The 14,026-nt window shown below is 68.0% G+C and carries 15 protein-coding genes; 12 read left to right on the plus strand and 3 right to left on the minus strand.

Annotated features, from left to right (window positions below; genetic code table 11):
- Positions 1-2: 2 nt before the first annotated feature.
- From ACWEOI_RS26990 to ACWEOI_RS27030, 9 genes are all read left to right on the plus strand, one after another.
- Complete coding sequence (locus ACWEOI_RS26990; RefSeq protein WP_357281277.1) at positions 3-959, plus strand: metallophosphoesterase family protein; 957 nt, start codon at positions 3-5, stop codon at positions 957-959.
- A 150-nt stretch (positions 960-1,109) separates the two neighbouring features.
- A complete protein-coding gene (gene npt / locus ACWEOI_RS26995) occupies positions 1,110-1,784 on the plus strand; it encodes a 4'-phosphopantetheinyl transferase Npt (RefSeq protein ID WP_433673292.1) in 675 nt (224 codons plus the stop codon).
- Positions 1,784-2,845, plus strand: coding sequence for a tRNA pseudouridine(55) synthase TruB (gene truB / locus ACWEOI_RS27000; protein ID WP_452361408.1), 1,062 nt, complete (start codon positions 1,784-1,786; stop codon positions 2,843-2,845). Before npt ends, truB begins: the two co-directional genes overlap by 1 nt.
- A gap of 100 nt (positions 2,846-2,945) precedes the next feature.
- Positions 2,946-3,341 carry an ester cyclase gene (locus tag ACWEOI_RS27005; protein ID WP_379271330.1) on the plus strand — a complete coding sequence of 132 codons (396 nt, stop codon included), beginning with the start codon at positions 2,946-2,948 and terminating at the stop codon, positions 3,339-3,341.
- A gap of 74 nt (positions 3,342-3,415) precedes the next feature.
- On the plus strand, positions 3,416-4,333 hold the full coding sequence (locus tag ACWEOI_RS27010) for a LysR family transcriptional regulator (RefSeq protein WP_452361409.1): 918 nt from the start codon (positions 3,416-3,418) through the stop codon (positions 4,331-4,333).
- Between the two features lie 83 nt (positions 4,334-4,416).
- Positions 4,417-5,043 (plus strand): TetR/AcrR family transcriptional regulator, encoded by a 627-nt coding sequence (locus tag ACWEOI_RS27015; protein ID WP_452361410.1) that lies wholly within the window; start codon positions 4,417-4,419, stop codon positions 5,041-5,043.
- Positions 5,044-5,051: 8 nt separating this feature from the next.
- Complete coding sequence (locus ACWEOI_RS27020) at positions 5,052-5,834, plus strand: maleylpyruvate isomerase family mycothiol-dependent enzyme (RefSeq protein WP_452361411.1); 783 nt, start codon at positions 5,052-5,054, stop codon at positions 5,832-5,834.
- Between the two features lie 292 nt (positions 5,835-6,126).
- Complete coding sequence (locus ACWEOI_RS27025) at positions 6,127-6,543, plus strand: hypothetical protein (RefSeq protein WP_452361412.1); 417 nt, start codon at positions 6,127-6,129, stop codon at positions 6,541-6,543.
- 362 nt (positions 6,544-6,905) lie between these two features.
- A complete protein-coding gene (locus ACWEOI_RS27030) occupies positions 6,906-7,391 on the plus strand; it encodes a hypothetical protein (RefSeq protein WP_452361413.1) in 486 nt (161 codons plus the stop codon).
- 35 nt (positions 7,392-7,426) lie between these two features.
- Here the strand turns inward: ACWEOI_RS27030 and ACWEOI_RS27035 are convergent, their stop codons facing one another.
- Together ACWEOI_RS27035 and ACWEOI_RS27040 are read right to left on the minus strand one after the other, a co-directional pair.
- Complete coding sequence (locus ACWEOI_RS27035) at positions 7,427-8,629, minus strand: FAD-dependent monooxygenase (RefSeq protein WP_452361414.1); 1,203 nt, start codon at positions 8,627-8,629, stop codon at positions 7,427-7,429.
- Positions 8,626-9,909 (minus strand): Cmx/CmrA family chloramphenicol efflux MFS transporter, encoded by a 1,284-nt coding sequence (locus tag ACWEOI_RS27040; protein ID WP_452361415.1) that lies wholly within the window; start codon positions 9,907-9,909, stop codon positions 8,626-8,628. Before ACWEOI_RS27040 ends, ACWEOI_RS27035 begins: the two co-directional genes overlap by 4 nt.
- Before the next feature lie 755 nt (positions 9,910-10,664).
- Here ACWEOI_RS27040 and ACWEOI_RS27045 point away from each other — a divergent pair.
- Positions 10,665-10,886: a hypothetical protein gene (locus ACWEOI_RS27045; protein WP_433672161.1), complete on the plus strand. Its 222-nt coding sequence runs from the start codon at positions 10,665-10,667 to the stop codon at positions 10,884-10,886.
- Between the two features lie 7 nt (positions 10,887-10,893).
- Here the strand turns inward: ACWEOI_RS27045 and ACWEOI_RS27050 are convergent, their stop codons facing one another.
- Positions 10,894-11,448 (minus strand): AAA family ATPase, encoded by a 555-nt coding sequence (locus ACWEOI_RS27050; protein ID WP_452361416.1) that lies wholly within the window; start codon positions 11,446-11,448, stop codon positions 10,894-10,896.
- Between the two features lie 174 nt (positions 11,449-11,622).
- On the opposite strand from ACWEOI_RS27050, the gene ACWEOI_RS27055 reads away from it, so the two are divergent.
- On the plus strand, positions 11,623-12,510 hold the full coding sequence (locus ACWEOI_RS27055) for an LLM class flavin-dependent oxidoreductase (protein ID WP_452361417.1): 888 nt from the start codon (positions 11,623-11,625) through the stop codon (positions 12,508-12,510).
- A 154-nt stretch (positions 12,511-12,664) separates the two neighbouring features.
- Positions 12,665-13,837 (plus strand): serine hydrolase domain-containing protein, encoded by a 1,173-nt coding sequence (locus ACWEOI_RS27060; RefSeq protein ID WP_452361418.1) that lies wholly within the window; start codon positions 12,665-12,667, stop codon positions 13,835-13,837.
- The last annotated feature ends 189 nt before the right edge of the window (positions 13,838-14,026 follow it).

A 14,026-nucleotide genomic window follows, 5' to 3' on the forward strand; every position in this document is an offset into this window, starting at 1 on the left:
GGGTGATTCCGAAGTTGATGGCGGTGAGCGACATCCATGTCGGTCATCAGGGCAACAAGCCGGTGGTGGAGGCGATCCACGCGGATTCCCCCGAGGACTGGCTGATCCTGGCCGGTGACGTCGGCGAGAAGACCGATGACATCCGCTGGGCCCTGCAGACGCTGCGCGGCCGCTTCGCCAAGGTCATCTGGGTGCCCGGTAATCACGAATTGTGGACCACCGCAAAGGATCCCGTGCAGATGCACGGCGCGGCCCGCTACGACTACCTGGTGTCGCTGTGCCGCGATCTGGACGTCGTCACCCCGGAGGACCCGTTCCCGGTGTGGGAGGGCGCGGGCGCGGAGGAGTTCGGCGGCGCGGTCACCCTGGCCCCGCTGTTCATGCTCTATGACTACTCGTGGCTGCCGGAGGGCGCGAAGACCAAGGCCGAGGGCCTGGCCATCGCCCGGGACCGCAATGTGGTGGCGACCGACGAGTTCCTGCTGTCGGCCGAGCCGTACCTGACCCGCGACGCCTGGTGTCACGCCCGCGTCCAGTACACCCAGCGCCGCCTCGACGCACTGCCCGCCGACACTCCGCTGGTTCTGATCAACCACTTCCCGTTGCTGCGCAAGCCGGTCGACATGATGTGGTACCCGGAGTTCTCCCTGTGGTGCGGCACCGACCTGACCGCGGACTGGCACACCAGTTACAACGTGGTCTGCGCCGTCTACGGCCACCTCCATATTCCGCGCACCACCTGGTACGACGGCGTCCGCTTCGAGGAGGTGTCGCTCGGCTATCCGCGCGAGTGGCAGCGTCGCGGCCTGCCCGACAAGCTGCTGCGTCAGATCCTGCCGGTCCCCGACTACGGCGACACCCTCAACGAGTGGGGCGGCCACTTCAAGATCACCCCGGAGATGCAGGCGGCCGCGGTGAAGATGAAGGAGCAGGCCGAACGCCGTCGCGGCCTGGTCTGATCCGTCGCGGCCTGCCGGGCCGGGCCGTGCACGTCCGCGCGAATCGGCCGGTGACCGGCCTGCCCGGTAGGCTCGATTCGGCAGTTGGTGGAAGCGAGCAGGAGGCGGGTCATCGAGGAGCGGGCAGTCGCGGCGACGGAGTCGGCGCGCATACTCGGCAGAATTCTCCCGAGCGGGGTCGCGGCGGCCGAGCTGACGGCCTACCCGGAGGATCTGAAACCGCATCCCGGCGAGGAGCATCTGATCGCCCGCGCGGTCGAGAAGCGTCGCCGTGATTTCATCGGCGCCCGCTACTGCGCCCGGCAGGCCCTGACCCAGTTGGGTGAGCCCGCCGTCGCCATCGGCAAGGGCGGCACCGGCGAACCGGTGTTCCCGCGCGGCATCGTCGGCAGCCTCACCCATTGCGACGGCTATCGCGCCGCGGCCCTGGGCCACAAGCTCCGCTTCCGCTCGATCGGCATCGACGCCGAACCGCACGGTCAGCTGCCCGACGGCGTCCTGGATTCGGTCAGCCTCGCGCCCGAACGCGAGTGGCTCTCCGCCGTGCTGCCCGGCACCGGCCTGCACCTGGACCGGCTGCTGTTCTGCGCCAAGGAGGCCACCTACAAGGCGTGGTTCCCCCTCACCGGCCTGTGGCTCGGCTTCGAGGACGCCCACATCACCTTCACCGTGGACGAGGAGTCCGCCGCCGGCGGCGCGGGCACCTTCCACAGCGACCTTCTGATCCCCGGCCCCGTCACCGACGGCGGCACCCCGCTGACGGCCTTCGACGGCCGCTGGGTCGTCAGCGACGGCCTCATCCTCACCGCGATCGTGACGGCCTGATGGGCGACGAATCGATGGTGGTCGGCGCGTCGGACGCCGCGGTCCCCGCGGAATCCGGTGCGGTGGAGAACTCCGAGGCGGCGCCGGCTCGTGGCGGTGCGAAGCGTCGCGGCCGGCCCGGTCTCAAGCGGGAGAAGCTGCCGCCCTTGGTCGATGCGTTCGGCGGCCTGCTGATCGTCGACAAGGAGGGTGGCTGGACCAGCCACGACGTGGTAGCCAAGAGCCGAAGGCTGTTGCGCACCAAGAAGGTCGGCCACGCGGGCACCCTCGACCCGATGGCCACCGGCGTGCTGGTCCTGGGCGTGGAGCGCGCCACCAAGCTGCTCGGCCAGCTCATCCTGACCACCAAGTCGTACACGGCCACCATCCGCCTGGGTCAGTCCACCATCACCGACGACGCCGAGGGCGAGGTCACCGCGACCACGGCGGCCGCACACCTCACCGACGCCGAGATCGCCGCGCGCGTAGCCGAATTGACCGGCGACATCCAGCAGGTCCCCGCCACCGTCAGCGCCATCAAGGTCAACGGCGAGCGCGCCTACGCCCGCGCCCGCGCCGGTGAGGACGTGGAACTGGCGGCCCGCCCCGTCACCGTCAGCCGCTTCGACATCCTGGCCCGCCGCGACATCGACACCGGCGACAGCCATTTCGTCGATCTCGACGTCGCCGTGGACTGCTCCTCGGGCACCTACATTCGTGCCCTGGCCCGCGACCTCGGTGAAAAGCTGGGCGTCGGAGGCCATCTCACGGCCCTGCGCCGTACCGCGGTCGGCCCCTTCACCCTCGACCACGCCCGCACGCTGGCCCAGGTCGAGGCCGCCGCCGAGGCCGGAGACCCGGTTCTCAACCTGGATATCGATGCCGCGGTCCGCACCGCTTTCCCGGTTCGCGACATCACCGACGCCCAGGCGAACGACCTCCGCAACGGCCGCTGGCTCGAACCGGTCGGTATCCCAGGCGTTTACGCGGCCCTGGACCCCGCCGGCCACGCCATCGCCCTGCTCCAGGAGTCCGGCAAACGCGCTTCCTCCGTCATGGTCGTCCGACCGGCCAACCTCTGACACTGCCCAACCTCTGACCTGTTGCCGCCCAATCGCTTACCGGCGTGAGCGATCGGGCGGCACCATGGATAGGTCGTCCGGCCGTGCAGAGGAGGCGAAGATGCCCACCGACCTCTCCCTCGATTCCATGAAGCAGTTCGTGGCGGACCATTTCGAGCAGTTCGTCAATCGGCGTAACGCTGCGGTGATCCACCGCAATATGACCCCCGACTTCCTCGATCACGACGGTCCCGGCGGGAAACCGACCGACCTGATCGGTGACGAGAAGATGATGCTCGGCATGTACGAGTCGCTGCCGGGCCTGCATGTCACCGTGGTCGACATGCTCGCCGAGGGCGACAAGGTCATGTGCCGCAATATCTGGCGCTGGACCGACCGCGCCACCGGTGAGCCGATGACCTCCCAGGGCTTCGTCCTGTGGCGTTTCCAGGGCCGCCGCATCGCCGAACGCTGGGCCACCGTCGCCCAACGCGCGCCCGGCACCGGCTGGGACTGACGACCTGCCGAGCGCCACCGGGCAATTCACTCACTGGTGGCCGCGCGGCGGATGCGGACGCCTACCCTTCAGGGGTGGAATTGCGGCAGTTGCGGTACTTCGTGGCGGTGGCCGAGGAGCTGCATTTTCGGCGGGCGGCCGAGCGTTTGTTCATCTCCACTCCGACCCTGAGTCAGCAGGTCCGGGCCATCGAGCGGGAGGTGGGCGGCCCGCTGCTGATCCGGGGCAATCACGGGGTCGAGTTGACCGCGGCGGGGGAGGTGCTGCTGAAGACGGCGCGAACCGTGCTGGAGGCGGCCGAGATCGCGGTGCGGGAGACGCGGGCCGTGGCGCAGCCGGGCAACGTCGTGTTCCGGCTGGGCGTGGTGAACGGGGCGCCGTCCTGGCTGCCGGGACGGATCGAGGCGCTGGTGAAGGCCCGCCAGCCCGGCGTGCGGGTCGCGCTGACCACGGGGACCAGCGGGGATCAGGCGCGGCTGCTCGATTGCGGCGACGTGGACCTGGCGGTGTTGCGGCTGCCGGTGGGGCTGGCCGACCACTTCACCTGCACCCCGGTCGCCGACGAGGAGCTCGGCATCGTCATGTCGCGCAAAAACCCGCTCGCTGCCGCGGTTTCGGTGGAAGCGGCGTGCATCGGCGAGCAGGAACTCATCATGTTCGCGCGCGACGCGGCCCCGGAGGTCCACGATTCGGTGCTGGCCCAGCTGCGTGAGCGGGGCGCGTCGGTGGTGTTGAGCGACAGCGCCATGAGCCACGCCCAGATGCTGCAATTGCTGCCCTTGCGTCCGCAGTCGATCGGGGTCGGTTCGTCCCGCACGGCCTCGGTCCCCGGCCTGGTGTGGCGTCCCCTCCACCCACGCCCGCTGGTCATCACCTACGCCGCCGCCTGGCGCACAGCCACCCGGAACCCCCTGTTGCACACCATGGCGGACGCCCTCTCCGGCGGCCTGCGCCTCACCTCGGAGCGCTCGGAGGGTTGCCCGCCGGTCTGAATCCGGCCGATCTCGTTACCGCTACCGGCGATCATGTCGTTCGGCTATTGACTTCTGCCGTGACCCGGCTCACACTCCTAACTGTGTTAGGAGAAACTACGCGCGATAGGAAAGCCGAACGTCGTGAGGCGACTCGGCGGGAGATTCTCGATGTCGCGTGGTCCGTGGCCCGCGAGCACGGGCTGGCGCAGCTCACGCTGCGGGCCGTGGCCGATCGGGTCGGGATGCGCGCGCCCTCGCTGTACACCCATTTCGCCTCCAAGCACGCCATCTACGACGCCATGTTCGGTGCGGCCTGGCTGGAGTACGAGCAGGTGTCCGGGCGGGAGCTTCGGGACCTGCCGGACTCCCCGCGGGTCCGAGTCCGGGCCATGGCCCGATCGTTCTTCGAGTTCTCGGTGGCGGACCTGGCCCGCTACCAGTTGATGAATCAGCGCACGATCCCCGGCTTCGTTCCCTCCGAGGAGGCGTTCGCGCCCTCGGTGCGGACCGTCCAGCAGGCGATCGACCTGCTCGGCTCGGCCGGGGTCGCGGACCGCGACGACGTGGAGATCCTCTTCGCCATCATCGGTGGCCTGGTGGATCAGCAGCTGGCCAATGATCCCGGCGGCGACACCCGTCGCCGCCTGCTGGATCGGGCCGTGGAGATGTGGGCCGACGGCGTGGGCCTGCCGCCGGACTCCGAAACATCGGGGCCCGAACCGCATTAGGGGAAGCCATGCGTGACAACCAGACCACAGTGCGCGGCGCCATCGAGACGCCGCTCCAGCCCGGAATCGCCCGCCCCGACGCCCTGCGCCTGGCGGCCGACGAATACGCCCGCGTCGCCGACGCGGTCGCCGCCCTCGCCCCCGGCGACTGGGAACGACCCACCGAATGCACGGAATGGACCGTGCACCAACTCGTCTCGCACGTGGTGGGCATGGCCACGATGGCCTCCTCACCCTTCGAGAGCCGCCGCCAGATGCGCATCGCGGAGAAGCGGCCCGGAGGGGAGGCCGAGATGGTCGACGCGCTCACCGCCCTCCAGGTCCGCGAATTCGGCAGGCACACACCGGCCGAACTGGTGGCCGACCTCTACCGGATCGGCCCGAAGGCCGCCAAGGGCCGCCGCCGCACCCCCGGATTCCTGCGCCGCCGCGCCATGGCGGGCTCGGAACTGGTCAACGGCCAGCGCGAACAGTGGACCCTCGGCTACCTCATCGACGTCGTCCTCACCCGCGACCCGTGGATGCACCGCATCGACCTCAGCCGCGCCACCGGCCGCCCCCTCGCCCTCACCGCCGACCACGACGGCCGCATCATCGACGATGTGGTCCGCGAATGGGCCGCCCGCCACGACAAGCCCTACCGCCTCACCCTCACCGGCCCTGCCGGCGGCACCTGGACCTCCCCGGACCCCGACGGCGAAGCCTTCGAACTCGACGCCATCGAATTCTGCCGCGCCCTCTCCGGCCGAGGCTCCACGCCCGCCCCGTTCGACACCCAGGTTCCGTTCTGACCGTTCGGCAGTGGGATTCAGCCTCGCCGGACTCCACTGTCGAGGAACCGATCCCACTGCTCCCCGGAGAACACCGCCCGTATCGAGCGGGAACGCGACCAGCTCCGTCGCCAATCCTCACTGGTTCGCCCGGCCTGACCGCCGCGTCGTCGGCGACTCCGCGGTGTCAGCGGCCGTGTCAGTCCGCCATCAGCACCTTGTCAGCAGCCCCGGACAAAGTACTCCCATCGAACAAAACGGCCCCGAACCGCCGACCGGCTCAGGGCCACAACAACTTCCGAAGGAGCACCTCATGTCCGCCACCACCGCCACCCTCGCCCTGACCGACCAGTCCAAGGCCACCGTCCGCACCGCCGCCTACGGTGCGGTCTCCCTCCTCGCCGCCGCCTCGGACAAGCCCGGCAAGGCCGCCGGCGCCGGCACCACCGCCCTGCTGTCGGCGACCGGCGAGATCGGCCACGTCCTGAACGCCAAGTCCAAGGACATCCACCTGACCGGCAAGACGGTCGCCGCCCTGGCCGACCACGTCCTGCCCGCCCTGACCGCCGCCGCGACCCTCCTCGACGCCCAGAACCCCGCCGAGGCGACCAACTTCCGCACCACCATCCTGATCGCCGCCGAAGCCGCCGCCGCCACGAGCCGCCCCGGCCAGCCGGTCGTCGCCGAGATGACCCGCAAGATCGCCGCCGCCCTGCACACCGGCAATTGACAACGGCCATTGATGAATTGCCCCTGAATAGCTGTTTCCCTTCCACCCGCCCGATCTCTACCGTTTCCCCTGCGAGTGAACCCCCCAACTCCCGCTCGCACCGCCTCACCCCGAATGAGGCACCCGGGCGCCGCCGACCAACGGGCCCGACCCCCACGGTCGGCGGCACCCACCTGCAGACCCCCACTGCCGCAAGCTGATTGAGCTCGGCGCGCGGACAGCGGCAGTGAGGTAACCGGATCGGCTGGTAATCACCCCGGGCACTGGCCGATTCCCACCTCATTCCCGCCCGTCTGTATGGTTCGGATGATCAACCCGGGAGGACCGACGGCATGGCGCAGCTTCACCATCAGATCGACGAAATGACCGATGACTCAGGATTTCTCGGCCTCGTCGACCCTCACGCCTACACCTCGTTCGTCGGCGAGGACTGGACGCTGGAGAGCCTGTTCGAACACATCGAATCAGAGCTTCCCCAACAGTCCATCCTGCTCTGGGGAACCGGCGGCGAGGAGCAATGGCGAATCGACCTCTCCGACTCCCCGGTGGACCCCCACCTCCCGATCATCAGGCAAACCACCGGCCCCATCACCGTGACCGGCGGCGAACTGATCGTCGTCAACCTCGACACCGTCACCATGGCCGCCCAGTACGCCGACTCCTCCGTAGCCGACGACAAGGAAATCTACGGCTCCAGCATCGAACTCCCCAACGGCGACTACACCTGCACCATCACCCAACTCACCGACCCCGAAGAAGACCGCACCCACGACGGCCCCGACTTCCACCTCCACCTACACGCCGGCCGAACCTCCCCCTGGTCAGAGATCGCCTGGTCCGAACTCTGACCCCCTGACCCGGCGCACCGGAATCGATTGCCCGACTAGGTGGTCGGCGTTCCGGCAGGTGCCCTGAGGTCCGGGAGCTCTGCGTAGTCGGGCAGTTCGATGCCGTTGATCGCGCGGTCGATCAGCTCGAGGTCCCACTCGGGCTCGGCGCTCGGCTCGGAGTCGGGCGCGGGGGTTGCGAGGCTGTGCGCGTGCAGTCGCCCGATTTCCTGGTTGGCCTCGACGAACGAACGCATGCGGGCCTCGTACGCGGTGAACCCGGCCTCGGGATCCCATCCGGCGGCGGCCAGCTCGCCGGCCAGCAGGTAGGCGCCGACCAGGGCCAGGCCGGTGCCCTGCCCGGACATTGGCGAGGAGCTGAACGCCGCGTCGCCGAGCAGGCCGACGCGTCCGGTCGACCAGCGGTCCATGATCACTTGGGCGACCTGGTCGAGATAGAAGTCCGGGGTGTCGTCGAGGTGCGCGAGGATGCGCGGGGTCAGCCAGCCCATGCCGGACATTCGGTCGCGCAGCAGGCGTTTCTGGGCGTCGATGTCGCGGTAGTCGACGTCGAAATCGGCTGCGGTGAAGGAGAATATGGCCATCGCGCGGGTGGCGTCCTGGATGGGTCGCAGGCCCGCGGAACGCCCGGGCTCCTGGCAGTCGAGCAGCCAGCGATCCAGCTCGAATTCGTTCGGGACGCTGTAGAACGCCAGCGCCAGCCCGAGATGACGGACGAAGCGTTCATGCGGCCCGAAGGCCATCTCCCGCAATGACGAATGCAGTCCGTCCGCCCCGATCACCAGGTCGAACCGCCGCCGGTCGCCGCTCTCGAAGGTCACGTCGACCCCGTCCGCGTCCTGGGTGAATGCGGCGATCCGGTCGCCGAAGATGTACTCGACACCGTCGCGGGTGTCGTCGTGGAGCACCTGCGACAGGTCCCCGCGCAGGATCTCGATGTCCGCGATGTACCCGTCGCCGTCGTTGTCCTCCGCGCGAAAGGTCTCCAGCACTGTCCCGTTCGTGTCGACGGTGTACGCGCCCGCGGTCTCGGTGCGCGCCGCACGCACTTCCGCGTCCAGCCCCATGCGCCGGATGACCTCCTTGGCCACCCCGCGCGCATCCACCGCCTGCCCGCCCGGTCGCAGCCCCGGTGCCTGCTCCACCACCGTCACCGCCGCGCCCCGCCGATGCAACCAGTGAGCCAACGCGGGTCCCGCGATACTCGCCCCCGCCACCAACACCGTCGTACCGCTCACTGCGCCTCCCGCTCGCTCGGCCGGACCACTGCCCGGATCGATTGCTTCTGCCCCGGCCCACCGCTGTTCGGTGTGCCCAGAGGTGTCGACGACGTATCCCTCTGGAATTCATCGGTCCAGCGGAGATCGTGTCCACTCTGCCGGCCCATCGCAACGACACTCACCGCAACAGTGGTGAAGGCGGCGCTGCACCACAACGCTGTGGTCGGGTGATCAGTGCGGTCGACGAGCAGACCGGCAGCGGCAGGGCCGAGAACGGCGCCGATGTTGAAGGCGGTGGTCGCCAGTGCACCGGCGATCCGCGGAGCCACCGGCGTGGCAGTCTGCACGATCGTCGCGATCAGCGTCGAACCGATACCGAACGCGACCGCACCCGCCACCATCGACATGACCAGCACCCCGGTCAGCGTCTGCGCGGTCATCGCGGCCAGCAGCCAGACTCCGACGAGCACGACCGTTCCGACAAGGATGATCCGCTGCTGATGACGGTCGCTGTAGCGACCGGTGACCATCACTCCGAGAAACGAGCCGACACCGAACAAGGCCAGCACCACCGGAACCCACCGATCACCACCGGCGATGCCGGTCGTGATGGTGCCCAGATAGGTGAACCCGGCGAAGGTCGCCGCGTTGACCAGGACACCAGCCACGACGGCGATCAGTACCGGCCGCTGCCGCACCACCAGCCATTCGCGTCGCATCGACCGTGCCCGCCCGTCCGGCGTATCGCCGTCGTGCGCGTCACCGAGCGTCATCCACATCGGCGCCAGCGCTGCCGCGCTGATGACGGCAACGGCCCAGAACGCCGAACGCCAACCCCAGACCTGCCCCAGCAACGCGCCTGCGGGAACACCGGCGATGCAGGCCACCGTCACCCCGGACACGACCACCGAACTCGCGCGCCCCAGCACCGCCGGACTCACCAACCGCGGCAACGCGGCCAGCGCGATCGCCAAGAACCCGGCATTGGCGATCGCCGCGACAACGCGCGTCACCAGCAGCACCGAGAACCCGGGCGCCGCGGCGCCGACGACATGCGCAGCGCAGAACAACCCCAAAAACGCTGTCACCGAATACCGGACGGGGAATCGGCCCGCCAGCATCACCATCACCGGCGCCCCCACCACCATGCCGGCGGCGAATAGCGAGGTCAGCAAGCCGGCCGCACCGAGCGAGACCCCGACATCGGCCGCGATCTGCTCCAGCAGTCCCGACACCATGAACTCGGACGTGCCCTGCGCGAAAACCGCAGCAGCCAGCACAAACACCACAATGGGCATAAGAGGAACTCCCCGGATACAAGGCGCCGCAGTCACATCCACGACACCTGAGATGAATTGCGGAATCAGGCGAACCATCCACCCGACCGCAAGAAATCGACATCATCCGGCGCTGCGAGATGCCCGAAACGCACCGGTCGCTCGGCGACCGGTGGGGACCACGCTCACAACGCCGCCCAGCCCGCAGGCCGAGCGGCTACCGTTTGGACGCCTCCGGAGAATTCACCCCGCCACCCTAACAACCCACCCGACCCCGCAATACCTAAGGGACCGGGATCATTTCCGGATGCAGCAGGGTGGCCGGGGCCTTGCCGAGGTCGTCGAAACGGCCGAATGTCTTGTCGAAGAACGTGCGCAGGGAGCCGCGCTGCAGATCGAGCGAGTCCCGCGGGTCGATGGTGCCGACGATCTTGGCGGCGAAATCGGCGGGGACGATGCTCGCGGCGGCCAGGACAGGAACGATCAGCTGGTTGTCGCAGAACGAGTGATGTTGCGAGCCGTCGAGCCGGAATTCCAGTTTCGGTCCGTGATCGGCGGTCCAGAACTACGAAATACCCGGCCCAACAAGACAATTCCCTCCGCAGTCTCGGCGATGCTCGCCTCGGATCGGCTCAGCCTAACTCGAGTTCCCGCGCCTCCCGCTCGGCGACTGTCCAGGTGTCGAGCATGGTGCGAACTGTCGACAAGCGAACCCCAAGGTTTCGTTAACGCGGTCCTCGCAGAGTGGTCTTGTCGGACTACGAGGGGAGAACACAATGAAGGCACTCGCCAGCACAGCCGTCATCGGCGGAGTCATCGCGGCGGCGGTCATCGGATCGGCCGGATTCGCGTCCGCCACGGCGACGCCGGTGGTGAACACCTGGTGTCCGCGCAGCGAGCTGATGCATCCGACGTGGGATGTGAACACCGGGGAACCGGTCATCTGCGTCAATACCGGGGTCACCGGGTACATGTGGGTTCCCGACGCGACTCGCTGATTCTCGATCACTGCCGCAGATTCCCGTGGTGACCTGCCAGCGCTTCGAGCACCGCGTGGACGCGCTGGTCGAGCGGGCAGGTCAGCTCGAGAATGGGCACATCGTGGAGCAATTCCATGGTGTCGGCGTAAACCAGTTCCAGCAGAGCATCATTCACGCTCCGGCGGAGCCGGGTCAGCTCCGGTGTGGGCAGCACACGCTCGGTCTCCGCGGTGATCGGAGCGATCACCAGCAAATCCAGGGAGGCCAGCACGGTCCGTATCGCGGATTCGTCGATCCCGGCTTCCGGATCGACGCCGGTGGCCGCCAGGTAGGCGAGGAAGTCGAGCGGTGTCCTGTCGAATACCGCCGCGGGTGCTCGATCACCGAGCAGGCGTATCGCGTAGCGCAACTGCGCCCGATAGTCCTCGGCCGCGGGTGGATACGCGAATTCGTATCCTTCCTCTTCGAGCCATACGTACGGTTCCTCGACCGCCGTGTGCCCGGGTTCCAGTCGCGCACACAGCTCTTCGACCAAGGTCGTCTTGCCGGTCCCATGTGGTCCGGAAACCCCGATGCGCAACTCCGCCCCTTCCTCTTCCTGATCACTACTATGCGTCTTCCGAGGAATCGTGCGGAGACGGGGCGCGGGGTGTCGGCTCCGCACATGTCTCGGCGACGCCTACGCGAGTTGATCGCCATCACATCTCGCGTCGAAATCACTTGACCGGACCGGATGGTCTGAGAAGGTCACCACATGAAGATCGGTGTCGCACTTCCGCAGATGGCTCCCGGCTACGGACCGGGCACGACGCTCGACTGGGCCCGGCGCATCGACGCGGGCCCGTTTTCGAGCGTCTCGGTGGGCGAGCGGGTGACGTTCTCGAACCCCGAGATGGTCGCGACGCTGGGCGCCTGCGCGGCGGTGACGGAGCGGGTGCAGGTCTTGGCGAACCTCTTTGTGCTTCCGCAGCACCCGACGGCGATGGTCGCCCAGCAGATCGGCACCCTCGACCAGCTCTCGAACGGCCGCCTCGAGGTGGCTGTCGGCGTCGGCGGTCGTGAACACGACTACCGCGCTCTCGGCGCCGACTTCAAGGGCCGGCACCAGCAGCTCGACGACAAGGTCGCCGAGCTGAAGTCACTGCTCGTCGGCGAGCCGCCGTTCGAGGGCGCCGACCCGGTCGGCCCGGCATGCGTGCAGCCGGGCGGACCGATCATCCTCGCCGGCGCGATAGGCCCGAAGGCGATGCGCCGGGCGGCGCGATGGGCCGACGGCGTCTCCGGCTTCAGCATCTCGGGCAACGCCGAGGAAATCGCCAACGCGACCGAACTCGCCGACCGCTGCTGGGCCGAAGCCGGTCGCGCCACGACCCCACGCAAGGTCAGCGGCTGCTTCACCGCCCTCGGCGTCCCCGACGCACCGGAGGCGCTGCGCTCCTTCACCGCCCGCTACCTCGGCTTCCTCGGACCCCAGCTGTCCGAGGCGATCGCCACCTCGGCCCGGGCGTCGAGCCCCGAGGTTCTCGCCGACATCCTCGACGGCGCGGAGCGGGCAGGCTGCGACGAGTTCATCCTGGTCCCGGCAGTCACCGACCTGAAGTTTCTCGAGGTGGCGACCGAGGTGGTGGCAGCACGTCTTTGACGCTCGAGTAACAGAACCTCGCGAAACCGGGGTGTGGACCAGGCGAATTCGGGGTGTGGTTCCGGGTGTTACCGGATAGGCGTGGGTGGGCCTGTTCTCTAGCGTCGGATCAGTCATATCCGAACGATCTTGGTCGTGTGGCTGAGGAGAACACGTGCGTGAAAAAGCAATCCGGCGCTCCCCGGTGGTCGTGCTCGCATCTTTGTTCGCCGTGACACTGCTGGCCACGGTCGGCTGCGGCAATCACACGGCGGAACCGAACGCCATCGCCGAGCCGTCGGCGCCGGTCTCCGAGGCGCTCAACAATCTCGTCCGCTCCGGTATGCCTGGCGCGCAGGCGGTCATCAGTGGGCCGGATGGACAGCGCGCCGTCACCGCAGGTGCCGGTGACCTCGGCACCGGAGCACCTTACGCCGACCGTGCACATTTCCGAATCGGCAGTGTCACCAAGACTTTCGTCGCCACCGTGGTGCTGCAACTCGCCGAGATCGGCACGGTCGAACTCGACACCCCGATCGAACGGTACCTGCCGGGTGTGGTGCAAGGTGCCGGCAACGACGGCAACCGGATCACGGTGCGCCAACTGCTTCAGCACACCAGTGGCCTTGCGGACTTCGCCCCCGAGGACGCCGCCCACAAATTGCCTCAGCAACTCGATCAGACATCCGACGGCATGGCCTACCGCGACTTGGCCGCTGCCGACCTGGTACGGATTGCGATGACCATGCCACCGCAGTTCGAGCCAGGAGCGCAATTTCAGTACACCAACACCAACTACGTGTTGCTGGGCATGATGATCGAACGCCTGACCGGTCAACGGCTCGCCGCCGAGATCGACGCGCGCATCCTGAAACCGCTGGCCCTGCACGACACCTATTTCCCCGTGGCAGGCGAGACCGGCCTGCGCGATCCACACCCACTCGGCTACCACAATGTCGATGGCAAGTGGGTCGACGCCACCACGATGGAAGCCGCATGGGCAGGCGCCGCCGGCGCGATGATCTCCACCGGCGCCGACCTGAACCAGTTCATCACCGCACTGACCACCGGAAAACTGTTTCCCACAAGACAACTCGCGCAAATGCAAACCGCCATGCCCATGGCACCCGGCACCGAGATGAATTACGGCCTGGGCCTGATCCGATTCCAAGTGCCTTGCGGTCGACAACAGAAGGAAGTCTGGGGCCACTCCGGCGGCATTCCCGGCTTCAGCACCCTGACCATCGCCACGCCCGCGGGAACCGCCGCAACCGTCAGCGTCAACACCGAACAGACCAACGACCAGTTCTCAACCGCACTGACCGCCATCATCTGCTCACTCGCATGACCCAACCACCCGGGCCTCGCCCCTTTGGCGGGCCGAGATCATCTCGGTCCGTGAACTTTCCGCACCCCGCTGTGGCCGTTTCCAACCGCGCTCAATGCGGCATGAGCGGATATTCGAGTTCTGGGGCTTCATCGTGTTGAGTGGGGTGATGGGTCTGGCGCGCAAGGGAACTCGAATTCTCGACGTTGA

The sequence above is a fragment of the Nocardia sp. NPDC004340 genome (assembly GCF_053602575.1).